A 12,092-nucleotide genomic window follows, 5' to 3' on the forward strand; every position below is an offset into this window, starting at 1 on the left:
GCGGACTAGGATTTCACGCTCACCACAGGTGAGGCACCACTCCGGATTACGCGCTCATTTTCAAATGAGGCACCTCGGCAGTGGCCTTGTCCGCGTCGAAGGCGTGCACGGAATCGGCACCCTTGGCGGAACCCTTCTCACCGTTGTCGGAATCCCAGTGGATCTCGTGGCGGTCATCGTGGTTGCGCCACCAGCTGGACAGGATGGAGCCGGAGATGTTGTGCCACACGGAGAAGAAGGTGGACGGCACGGCGGCGATCGGGTTGGATGCGAAGGAGGTCAGGGCCAGCGTGGCGCCCAGAGCGGAGTCCTGCATGCCGACCTCGAAGGTGATGGCCTTCTGCTGCGCGTAGCGGAAGCCCTTCGGGTAGATCTTGTACATCAGCTTGGAGAAACCGAAGCCCAGGGCGTAGCCGGACAGGTTGTGCAGGATGACCACCGGGATGGCCATGAGGGAGGAGGCCACGAACAGCTTCGGACCATTGGCCGCGACCACAACGCCGATGATCAGGAGGATGGCGACCTGCGAGACGATCGGCAGGGCGACGGTGATGGTCTCGATCTTCTTGCCGAAAATCATATGGCAGATCACGCCGAGGGCGATCGGGAAAAGCACCACCTTGACGGCGTTGAGGAACAGGGACTCGACCGGCACCTGCACGTACTGGGAGGCCAGCCACTGCATCAGTAGCGGGATCATGAACGGCGCGCACAGGGTGGAGAGGATGCCGATGGACACATCGAGGGCCACATCACCGCGGGACAGGTAGCTCATCACGTTGGAGGAGGTGCCGGACGGGCAGCAGCCCACGAGGATCACACCCACGGCCAGCGGGCCGTCGAGGCGGAAGATCCAGCACAGCAGCACGGCGATGAGCGGCATGATCACGAAGTGGGCGATGGTGCCGACGATGACCATGAGAGGCTGGGTGAGGATGCGCTTGAAGTCGTCGAGCGTGAGCGTCAGGCCCATGCCGAAGAGCACGATGCCCAGCATGTAACCGGTGTACGCCTTGCCCCACAGGCTGGCCTGCGGCACGAAGTAGTTGAAGACGGCCCAGACGATGACGATGACCGTGAACCATTTGGTCAGCCAGTCTGCAAAAGCCTTAACCTTTTCCATGTGTTTCTCTCTCTGTTACGAATGTACTGCTAAGTAACATCGCATGAAATTAAGCGCGTGGGGCTTGACACGAAACGTGTTGCTCACATTGTGGGCATACGGCCGTTCATTCGATTCATTTTTGAGGCTTCCGCCAAACCCGACGCCCCGAAGTTGTCGGCTTCGCCAAATCGCCAGGCGATTCCGGAGATCGAAACCGGAGATTGCGCATACAGCTGCGGCGTACCGGCGAGAGGCTCGGAAATCAACGGTTTTCCACATTGCCGGACCACCACGGCACTGTCGCGACACGCCGATGTGCACACCACCGAAAAAGTGTGTATAGTATCCATCTGTTGTCTTCCAGTCCTGCTGGGAAACAAACATGGTGGCCATAGCTCAGTTGGTAGAGCATCTGATTGTGGTTCAGAAGGTCGCGCGTTCGAGCCGCGTTGGCCACCCCACTAAGACCCTTCCGAGAAATCGGAAGGGTCTTTTGTTTTTCCGAGCTGTCAGCCGTTCGATTCCTTGGGCAGACCACCTCAATCCTCACTATGTACGCGGCCGAACGAAGGCGCCGCATACATAGTGTCTTTTCATATGGCCAAACCCTCACTATGTATGCGGCCTCATGGTTGCACCGCATACATAGTGAGGGTTTGAACCGACTCAATACGTCATACAGCTCTGTATCAACGAGTCAGCGTTGTAGACTCGGGGCTACTGCCTCACGAGGCCCAAAAAGAAGGATTTGCAATGCTGTCTTTTGAGAACGATTACTCCCGCGCCGCCCATCCGGCCGTGCTCGACGCCGTGGTGCGCGCCAATGAGCACCTGTATTCCGGCTATGGCTCAGACGAGCTGACCGCGCAAGCCAAAGCCAAAATCCGCGAAACCTGCGGCGCGCCGGACGCGGACGTGTGGTTCCTGGTGGGCGGCACGCAAGCCAACCAGGTGGTCATCGACACCATCACCCCGGCGTATGCGGGTGTGGTCGCGGTGGCGTCCGGCCATCCGAACGTACATGAGGCCGGCGCCATCGAGTACGCGGGCCACAAGGTGCTCACACTCCCCCACCACAACGGCAAGATGGACGCGGGCGAACTGGACGAGTACTGCAAGACCTTCTATGCGGACGCCAATCACGAGCATATGGTCTTCCCCGGCTCCGTGTACGTCTCGCAGAGCACCGAATACGGCACCATTTATTCCAAGGCAGAGCTCGAGGCAATCGCCGAGGTGGCGCATCGTTACGACATGCCGCTGTTCGTGGACGGCGCGCGACTGGGATACGCGCTGACCGCCACCGGCGGCGACATGACGCTGGAGGACGTGGCACGCATCGCGGACGTGTTCTACATCGGCGGCACCAAGGTGGGTGCCCTGTTCGGCGAGGCCGTGGTGTTCACCAAGCACAACACGCCGAAGCATTTCCTGACGCGCATCAAGCAGCACGGCGCGCTGCTGGCCAAGGGATTCGTGCTGGGCGCGCAGTTCGACGCCCTGTTCACGGATAATTTGTACTTCAGAATCGCCCGCAACGCCAACGAGGCGGCCGACCGCATCCGTGAGGCGTTGAAGGCCAAGGGCTACCAGCTGACGTTCGACGCGCCCACGAACCAGATCTTCGTGACACTTGACCAGCCCACCATCGAGCGTCTGGAGCGGGACATCAAGCTTGGCTTCATGGAGAAGGCCGATGACGCGCATACCGTGATGCGCATCTGCACGAGCTGGTCCACCACGCCGGAGGAGGTCGACCAGCTCATCGCGCTGCTGTAGGGCCACAGGACCGTCGCATGGCGCACCCTGCGACGGGCTATCTCTCAGCCGGCTGCCCCGACGGCTCCCCTCAGTCGCTTTCAGCGACAGCTCCCCTCGGAGAGGGGAGCCACAGTTTGGGTGGCTTGCGGCTCCCCTCAGTCAGCTGCGCTGACAGCTCCCCTCGGAGAGGGGAGCCAGTTTAGGCGGGTTTGCGGCTCTCTTCTTCTGAAGGGAGCTTCTTCCGCCCCACGGCCGTCACTCCCCTATCGCCTCGCGCTCCATGTCCACGAACTTGTGCACGGACGCCTCCACCGAGTAGTGCTCTTTGGTGTGCTCGGCGTACTTGACGCCCCACTCGGCACGTTCGGCCTGATGCGCGATCCACCAGTCGATGCGGCGGGCCAGCAGCGCGGCGTCCCGCACGGGGAACAACGATTCGTCCAGCAGGGCAAACTGGCTGGCCGCGGACAGTTCGGACGCGGCGATGATCGGCACCAGACCGCAGGCCATCGCCTCGATGACGCTCACGGATTCGATGTCCGCGATGGAGCAGTGGACGAACAGATCGCCCGAACGCAGCAGTTCGGGCATCTCGGAGTGCTTGTGGAAGCCGATCTCCGCCTTGCGGGCCAGGAGCCTGCCGGCGCGGAAGGTCAGGTAGCGCCGCAGCGGTCCGGTGCCGGCAATCACCAGCTGGATGTCCCCGGCATGGCGGGACATGGAAATCGCCTTGATCAACGTGATCTGGTCCTTCTCATGGGCGAGGCGGCCCGAGGCGATGATGCGGAACGGCACCGGCGTGGGCGCCTGCGGGTCGACCGGCTCCTTGGGCGAGTAGGCGGGCGAATAACCGTTGGAGATGACGTGCAACCGAGCCTTGTACCCGTGCGAGCGCAGCAGGCTCGCGGTCATTTCGGTGGGCACATGGATGTGGTCGACGCCCTTGTACAGCCAGTGCTTGAACAGCCAGTACAGGAATCCGGACACGCCGGGGATGTGGCGCAGCGGCCCCGCGGAGTACAGCACGTTCTCCGGCTGCAGATGGAAGCCGGCGGTGACGGGGATGCCCATCTGATGCGCCACCTTGGCGGCATGGCGGCCGAATTTGAACGGCATGTAGATATGCACCACGTCCACGCCCTGGAAGGCGGTGCGGAACAGCGTGTCGCTCGGTTCGGCGAACTGCATGAGCTGTTTGGACGCCACCCATGAGACCAGCGGCACCTTGTTCACGCGGGCCGGGTATTCGGGGGCGCCGATGCCCACGAGCCTCACATGATGACCCTGCCGTTCGAGTTCGGCGGCCCATTGCAGCGCCGAATTGGAGGTGCCGTTGCCCTGGTTGCCCACCGTGTCCACCACGAGGGCGATGGTCAGCGGCCGGTCGATGCTCTCTTCGTTCCCTTTTTCGCGCATTGCCTCATCTTAGGTCACATCCGTACGCGATCGGGGGATGGGAAAGCTTGCGAACCGCCGGCTTCGGCAGGAATCGTGTGGCGAAGCGCGGATTGCCTAATTTATGGTATGTACGACGCTGGTATGTACGGCACACGTACGCTACCGCGCGTCCAGCGCACGCCGGATGCGGGCCACGGCCTGATACAGGTCCGCGGTGTGCTTGAGCAGACTGATGCGCACCCACCCCTCGCCTGCCTCGCCGAAGCAGGAACCGGGCATGAGCGCCACGCCGGCCGTGTTGAGCAGCCAGTCGGTGAACGCGGCCGAACCGTCCCGCGCGAAGGATTCCGGCACGCGGGCCCAGGCGAACAGTCCGCCCTGAGCCTCGGCGACCTCCAGTCCGCTGCCGGCCAGACCGTCGCGTACCACGTCGAAACGATGCTGGTATTGAACGGCCAGTTCCGCCACCGTGGACTGGTCGGAGGCGAGCGCCACCGCACCCGCCTGCTGGATCACGCTGGAAGCCAGCACGGCAGTCTGCCGGTGCACGGCCTTGACCGCCGCAAGCACCTCGGCGTTGCCGGCCACGAATCCGCCGCGCCAGCCGGCCACCATATACATCTTCGAGAGCGACCCCAGCTCCAGCGCGACGTCCAATGCGCCGGGCGTCTCCAAGAGGCTCAGTGAGCGCGCCCCGGCGAACTCGAGTCCTGCGTAGGCGAAGTCGTTGAGCACGACGAATCCGTATTGCCTGGCGAGCCGCACGGCGGTTCCATACAGTTCGGGTGTGGCGGCGGCGCCGGTGGGGTTGTTCGGGTAGTTGAGGATCAGCAGTTTGGCCCGAGTCCATACGGCCGGGTCCACGGCATCCAGATCGGGAAGGAACCCGCGGTCCGCTTCGGCGGGAATCGTCTCGAACCGTCCGCCGGCCACCGCGGTGGATCCTTCGTACTGCGGATAATAAGGATCCACGGCCACCACGGTGTCGCCGGGGTCGATGAGGGCCTGAATCACCGTGGCGATGCCCACCGATGAGCCGGATGTGGCGAGCAGCTGTGTGGCGGGATCCACGGTCACGCCGTGCTGACGGCCGTACCATCCGGCGATCGATTCGAGAAACGCCGGCACGCCGTCGAACGGCGGGTATCGGAAGAGCGAGGGATCGTGCGCGGCGTGGGCGAGCGCGTCCTGGACGAACGCCGGCGGCTGCCCGTCGGGATTGCCTTTGCTCAGGTCGATGACGTCCTTGCCGGCGGCGACGGCGGCCGCGGCGCGTGCGTCCGCCTCGGCGAAGGGGTTGCCGGGCAGTCCCGCCGCCCGCTTGGAAATCAGTGCCGCGTTCCGCGCTGGCATGCCGCATCCCCCTCGCCGTGTTCCGTATGAATCCCCTTGAAACGTTGGCCCGACCGCGATGAACATATCGGCCGGTGATTCATAAGGTACGGCAGGCCGGGCATGCCTGCAACGGCGTGTCTATACGCATGGTTTATGACGGGTTACAGACGTCAAAATTCGTGCGGCATGGCAGAATGTGGGATATGACTGAGCATGCTGTGAACACTTCCGCGGCCTCCGCCGCAGATTCCATCTCCTCCCCCGCCGCCGGCCGCACGCTGGGCACTCCTCTGGGCAAGCGCCCCACCCGCGTGCTGTTCCTGGGCTCCGGCGAGCTCGGCAAGGAGGTCACCATCGAACTGATGAGGCTCGGCGCATGGGTGTGCGCGGCCGATTCGTATGCGGGCGCGCCGGCTCAGCAGGTGGCGCACGAGTACCGCGTGCTGGATATGGCGAACGCCGACGAGCTCAAGGCCCTGTTCGACGAGGTCAGGCCGGATATCATCGTGCCCGAGGTCGAGGCCATCGCCACGGACGTGTTGGCCGGGGCCGCCGCTGCCGGCGCCCAGGTGGTGCCGAGCGCCGAGATCGCGGCCATCTGCATGGATCGCGAGCGTCTGCGCGTGCTGGCCCATGAGGAACTGGGCCTGCCGACCACGCCGTACCGTTTCGCCGGATCGCTGGAGGAGCTGCGTGCGGGCGCCGAGGAGGTCGGCTATCCGTGCGTGGTCAAGCCGGTGATGAGCTCGTCCGGCCACGGCCAGTCCGTGGTGCGCGCCGCCGACGCGATTGACGCCGCGTGGACGGAGGCGCAGGAGGGACGCCGCGCGTCCGGTGAGGGCGATGTGGCCCGCGTGATCGTGGAGGCGCTGGCTCCCCTGAAGCGCGAGTTGACCGTGCTGACGGTCTCGTCGTCGGCCGGCATCGTGACGTGCGCCCCGATCGGCCAGCGTCAGGAATCGGGCGACTACCGCGAGTCGTGGCAGCCGGCAGCCGAACCCGACGGCGAGGCCGAACGGGCGCAGGATATCGCCCGCACCGCCGTCGAGGGGCTGGTGGCCAAGGCCAAGGCGGCCGGCGAGACCGGCTGGGGCGTGTTCGGCGTGGAGCTGTTCGTGCTGACCGACGGTTCGATCCTGTTCAACGAGGTCTCCCCCCGACCGCACGACACGGGCATGGTGACGATGGCCTCGCAGCGGCTGAGCGAGTTCGCCCTGCACGCCCGCGCGGTCCTGGGTCTGCCGGTCACCGCCGGGCATGTGGCGCTCGCCCTGCCGGCCGGAGAGGTGGCCGCGAGCCATGCGATCGTGGTAGCCGGCGACGGCGAGGCCGAGTTCACGAACGTGGCCGAGGCGCTGGCCGAGCCCGGCACCGACCTGCGCATCTTCGCCAAGCCGGAGGTCCATGGCCACCGTCGCATGGCCGTGGCGCTCGCCGTCGGACAGGGCGAGGCCGACGCCCGTGCCAAGGCCGCCCGCGTGGCCGAGACGCTCGACATCGACGTGCGCTGAGCCACGTCGTTATCCCCGGCGATTGGTACCCTTTTTACCGTTAGTTCACCCAGAAATTCCGCTGATTTGAAAGGCGATCATGGAGAAACTGGAAAAGCTCTACGAGGGCAAGGCCAAGCAGCTGTACGCAACCGACGACCCGGAGATCCTGTGGGTCGAATACAAGAACACCGCTACGGCCGGCGATGGCGAGAAGAAAGAGGACTTCACCGGCAAGGGCCGCCTGAACAACCTCATCACCACCATCATCTTCGACCTGCTCAAGGCCCGCGGCATCGACAGCCACCTCGTCAAGCGCGTGAACGACACCGCCCAGCTGGTGCGCAAGATCGACATGTTCCCGCTGGAGATCGTGCTGCGCAACACCGCCGCCGGTCACTTCTGCTCTCGTCTGGGCGTTGAGGAAGGCCTGCCGCTCAAGGAGCCGGTGCTCGAGTACTTCCTCAAGAACGACGACCTGCACGATCCGTTCGTGAACGACGACGATCTGGTGGCCCTCGGCGTGTGCACCCGCGAGGATCTGGCCGAGATCGCCCCGCTGGCCCGCAAGATCAACGAGGCCCTCATCGACATCTTCGCCAAGATCGACGTCAAGCTCGTGGACTTCAAGATCGAGATGGGCCGCGCCTCCGACGGCACGCTGCTGCTGGCCGACGAGATCACCCCGGATTCCTGCCGCCTGTGGGATCAGCGCGACCATTCCGGCAAGGTGGAGCACCTGGACAAGGACCTGTTCCGCCGCGGTCTGGGCTCCATCATCCCGGCCTACGAGGAGATCGAGGCCCGTCTGGCCGAGCTGGCCAAGTCCGAGGGCATCGAAGTCGCCTGAGCGGTTCGCCGGGACGGCATTACAGACATAATCACTGGCTCCCCTCGCTGAGGGGAGCTGTCGAACGTAGTGAGACTGAGGGGAGCAGTGGGATGACCTTTCATCTGCCGTCCGCTCCCCTCAGTCAGCTTCGCTGACAGCTCCCCTCGGCGAGGGGAGCCGATTCTTTTTTCCCAGACTTTTCAGTTCATCCCCATCAAGAAAGGATTCCCATGGTTTTCCGCGTATACGTGGAGAAGAAGCCCGGCTTTGACGTCGAGGCCCAGCAGCTTGCCGGCGAGCTGAAGACCATCCTTGGCATCTCCGGTCTCAAGGCCGTGCGCATCGTGAACCGTTACGACGTGGAGGGCATCAGCGAGGAGCTGTTCCGCCAGGCCACGCCCACCGTGTTCAGCGAGCCGCAGGTGGACAATGTCTCCGCCGACCTGCCCGACTTCGGCGCGGCCAAGGTGTTCGCCACCGAGTTCCTGCCCGGCCAGTTCGACCAGCGCGCCGATTCGGCCAGCGAGTGCATCCAGCTCATCTCCCAGGGTGAGCGCCCCACCGTGCGTTCCGCCAAGGTGTACGCCCTCGAAGGCGAGCTCACGGACGCGGACGTCGAGGCCATCAAGCATTACGTGATCAACCCGGTGGAGGCCCGCGAGGCCAGCCTGGCCACCAAGGACACGCTGAAGACCCAGGTGCCCACGCCCGGCAAGGTCGAGGTCATCGCCGGCTTCAACGAGATGGACGCGGCCGCCGGCCAGAAGTTCATCGACGAGCGTGGCCTGGCCATGGACCTCGCCGATCTGGAGTTCTGCCAGAAGTACTTCGCCGAGGAGGGCCGCGAGCCCACCATCACCGAGATCAAGGTGATCGACACCTACTGGTCCGATCACTGCCGCCACACCACGTTCGGCACCGAGCTGGACGAGGTGGACATCGACGACGCCGTGGTCAAGGCCGCCTTCGAGCGTTACCTCGAGATGCGCCACGAGCTGGGTCGCGACGCCAAGCCGGTGTGCCTCATGGACATGGGCACCATCGGCGCCAAGTGGCTCAAGAAGAACGGCATCCTCACCGGCCTGGACGAGTCCGAGGAGATCAACGCCTGCACCGTCAAGGTCAAGGTTGACGTGAACGGCCATGACGAGGACTGGCTGTTCCTGTTCAAGAACGAGACCCACAACCACCCCACCGAGATCGAGCCGTTCGGTGGCGCGGCCACCTGCATCGGCGGCTGCATCCGCGACCCCCTGTCCGGCCGCTCCTACGTGTATCAGGCCATGCGCGTCACCGGCGCCGCCGATCCGACCGTGCCGGTCTCCCAGACGCTCGAGGGCAAGCTGCCGCAGCGCAAGCTGGTGACCACCGCGGCCGCCGGCTACAGCTCCTACGGCAACCAGATCGGCCTCGCCACCGGCCAGGTGGACGAGATTTACCACCCCGGCTACGTGGCCAAGCGCATGGAGGTGGGCGCGGTCGTGGCCGCCACCCCGGCCGATCACGTGCGCCGCGAGACCCCGGCCCCCGGCGACAAGATCATCCTGCTGGGCGGCCGCACCGGCCGTGACGGCATCGGCGGCGCCACCGGCGCTTCCAAGGCGCACAACGTGGAATCGCTGGAGCTGGACGGCGCCGAGGTGCAGAAGGGCAACGCCCCGGTCGAGCGCAAGCTGCAGCGACTCTTCCGCCGCGGCGACGCATGCCGTCTGATCAAGCGCTGCAACGACTTCGGCGCGGGCGGCGTGTCCGTGGCGGTCGGCGAGCTGGCCGACGGCCTGTACGTGGACCTCAACACCGTGCCCAAGAAGTACGAGGGCCTGGACGGCACCGAGCTGGCCATCTCCGAATCGCAGGAGCGCATGGCCGTGGACGTGGCCGCTTCCGATGTCGATGAATTCCTCGGCTACGCCCGCGAGGAGAACCTCGAGGCCACGGTGATCGCCACCGTGACCGAGGACCCGCGCATGGTGATGACCTGGAACGGCGATGAGATCGTGAACCTCTCCCGCGAGTTCCTGGCCTCCAACGGCGCCTCCAAGCACCAGATCGTGCACGTCGAGGCCCAGCAGGCGTACGAGGTGCCGGCCGCATGGCGTTCCGGCTCCCTGGCGGAGCGCATGCACGCGCTGGTGACCGACCTCAACGTGGCCTCCAACAAGGGCCTGTCCGAGCGCTTCGACTCCACCATCGGCGCGGGCACCGTGCTCATGCCGTTCGGCGGCGTCAAGCAGCTCACCCCGAACGAGGCCATGGTGGCCAAGTTCCCGGTGTTCGGCGAGACCACCACCGCCTCCGCGATGGCTTGGGGCTTCAACCCGTACATCATGGAGAAGAACCAGTTCACGGGCGCGTATCTGTCCGTGGTCGAGTCGCTGGCCAAGCTCGTGGCCGCCGGCTTCGAGCATGAGAAGGCGTACCTGAGCTTCCAGGAGTACTTCGAGAAGCTGCGCGACGAGCCGGAACGCTGGGGCAAGCCCACGGCCGCCGTGCTCGGCGCGCTGATGGCCCAGGTGGATCTGGGCGCCGGCGCCATCGGCGGCAAGGACTCCATGTCCGGCTCCTTCGAGGATCTGGACGTGCCGCCCACGCTGATCTCCTTCGCCGTGGCGGTGGGCAACATGAAGCGCGCCACCTCCCCCGAGTTCAAGGGTGCCGGACACCGCATCGTGCGCATCGCGCCGCGTTACCTGGCCGACGGCATCACGCCGGACAAGGACGCGCTGCTCGAGGCGTTCTCGCTGGTCGAGGAGCTCACCGACTTCCACACCGCGCTGGCCGTGTCCACGCCGGGCTACGGCGGCACCGCCGAGGCCTTGTTCAAGATGACCGTGGGCAACGGCATCGGCGTGGATCTGAACGACGGCATCGCCCTGGACGACCTGTTCGCCCCGGCGTACGGCTCGTTCATCGTGGAGCTCAAGGACAACGAGAAGATCCCGGCCGTCTCCAACCTGGTCGAGGTGGGCGAGATCGGCGTGACCACGGAGGCGTACGGCTTCCGCGCCGCCGGCGAGACCATCGACCTGTCCGAGCTGCAGAACGCCTGGGAGGGCGGCATCGAGTCCGTGTTCCCGTACCGTTCCAAGGGCGACGAACAAGGCAAGACCGTGGAGACCATCGACTTCCACACCGAGGCCGCGGGCGTCAAGAAGACCGTGTACGTGGGTGCTCCGGTGGCCAAGCCGCGCGTGATCATCCCCGTGTTCCCGGGCAACAACTGCGAGTACGACTCCGCCGCCGCGTTCGAGCGCGCGGGCGCCGAGGTGTCCACGCTCATCGTGAACAACCTCACGCCGGCCGCCGTGGCCGAGTCCACGCAGCAGCTGGTCGAGGAGATCGCCAAGAGCCAGATCGTGATGATTCCGGGCGGCTTCTCCGGCGGCGACGAGCCGGACGGCTCCGCCAAGTTCATCACTGCGTTCTTCCGCGCCCCGGCCGTCACCGAGGCCGTGCGCGATCTGCTGAAGAACCGCGACGGCCTGATGCTCGGCATCTGCAACGGCTTCCAGGCGCTCATCAAGCTGGGTCTGGTGCCGTTCGGCGACATCGTGCCGATGACCGCGGAATGCCCGACGCTGACGTTCAACACCATCGGCCGTCACCAGAGCCGCCTGGTGCGCACGCGCGTGGCCTCCGACCTGTCCCCGTGGCTGTCCAAGACCTCGGTGGGCGACGTGCACACGGTGGCCATCTCCCATGGCGAGGGCCGTTTCGTGGCCTCCGACGAGGTGCTGGCTTCCCTGAAGGCCAATGGCCAGATCGCCACGCAGTACGTGGACGAGGCCGGTGTGCCCGGTCTGGATCTGGCGGTGAACCCGAACGGCTCGCTGCTGGCCATCGAGGGCATCACCAGCCCGGACGGTCGCGTGTTCGGCAAGATGGGTCACTCGGAGCGTTCGGGCGAGGGTCTGTACGCCAACGTGCCGGGCAACAAGTACCAGCCGATCTTCGAGGCCGGCGTGGAGTACTTCGCCGCCTGATGAGGTCGCGGCCACAGCTGCCGTGAGAGCCTGATCGGCCTGAGAGGCCGTTCCCTGCCAGGAAAGTCCATTTCCGGTAGGGAACGGCCTCTTTTTTCGTCTTTCAGCAAGGCTCTGTTAAACCAAGATTGACATGCCCCTTATTCTTGGCTCCCCTTGTCAGGACATTGCCGTGAAGCAAACAGCGG

General features: G+C 65.1%; 7 protein-coding genes and 1 tRNA gene. 5 read left to right on the plus strand and 3 right to left on the minus strand.

Translation table 11 applies throughout. The annotated features are described in order from the left end of the window. Positions 1-46 precede the first annotated feature (46 nt). On the minus strand, positions 47-1,123 hold the full coding sequence (locus tag DF196_RS12835; protein WP_109058196.1) for a bile acid:sodium symporter family protein: 1,077 nt from the start codon (positions 1,121-1,123) through the stop codon (positions 47-49). 367 nt (positions 1,124-1,490) lie between these two features. Between DF196_RS12835 and DF196_RS12840 the strand changes: the two genes are divergently transcribed. Together DF196_RS12840 and DF196_RS12845 are read left to right on the plus strand one after the other, a co-directional pair. Beyond that, positions 1,491-1,566: transfer RNA gene (locus DF196_RS12840), tRNA-His, on the plus strand. A 292-nt stretch (positions 1,567-1,858) separates the two neighbouring features. Next, positions 1,859-2,884 carry a threonine aldolase family protein gene (locus DF196_RS12845; RefSeq protein ID WP_109058197.1) on the plus strand — a complete coding sequence of 342 codons (1,026 nt, stop codon included), beginning with the start codon at positions 1,859-1,861 and terminating at the stop codon, positions 2,882-2,884. A gap of 237 nt (positions 2,885-3,121) precedes the next feature. Here the strand turns inward: DF196_RS12845 and DF196_RS12850 are convergent, their stop codons facing one another. Together DF196_RS12850 and DF196_RS12855 are read right to left on the minus strand one after the other, a co-directional pair. After that, on the minus strand, positions 3,122-4,282 hold the full coding sequence (locus DF196_RS12850; RefSeq protein ID WP_109058198.1) for a glycosyltransferase: 1,161 nt from the start codon (positions 4,280-4,282) through the stop codon (positions 3,122-3,124). 141 nt (positions 4,283-4,423) lie between these two features. Next, positions 4,424-5,617, minus strand: a complete 1,194-nt coding sequence (locus DF196_RS12855) for a pyridoxal phosphate-dependent aminotransferase (protein ID WP_109058199.1) — start codon at positions 5,615-5,617, stop codon at positions 4,424-4,426. 185 nt (positions 5,618-5,802) lie between these two features. On the opposite strand from DF196_RS12855, the gene purT reads away from it, so the two are divergent. From purT to DF196_RS12870, 3 genes are all read left to right on the plus strand, one after another. Further along, complete coding sequence (gene purT / locus DF196_RS12860) at positions 5,803-7,110, plus strand: formate-dependent phosphoribosylglycinamide formyltransferase (RefSeq protein WP_109058200.1); 1,308 nt, start codon at positions 5,803-5,805, stop codon at positions 7,108-7,110. A gap of 79 nt (positions 7,111-7,189) precedes the next feature. Further along, the gene (purC, locus tag DF196_RS12865) at positions 7,190-7,939 is read left to right on the plus strand and encodes a phosphoribosylaminoimidazolesuccinocarboxamide synthase (RefSeq protein ID WP_109058201.1); all 750 of its coding nucleotides are present in this window, start codon (positions 7,190-7,192) and stop codon (positions 7,937-7,939) included. A gap of 212 nt (positions 7,940-8,151) precedes the next feature. Further along, positions 8,152-11,904, plus strand: coding sequence for a phosphoribosylformylglycinamidine synthase (locus DF196_RS12870; RefSeq protein ID WP_109058202.1), 3,753 nt, complete (start codon positions 8,152-8,154; stop codon positions 11,902-11,904). Positions 11,905-12,092: the final 188 nt, after the last annotated feature.

Origin of the sequence: Bifidobacterium callitrichidarum, assembly GCF_003129905.1 — a bacterium.
GTDB lineage: Bacteria > Actinomycetota > Actinomycetes > Actinomycetales > Bifidobacteriaceae > Bifidobacterium > Bifidobacterium callitrichidarum.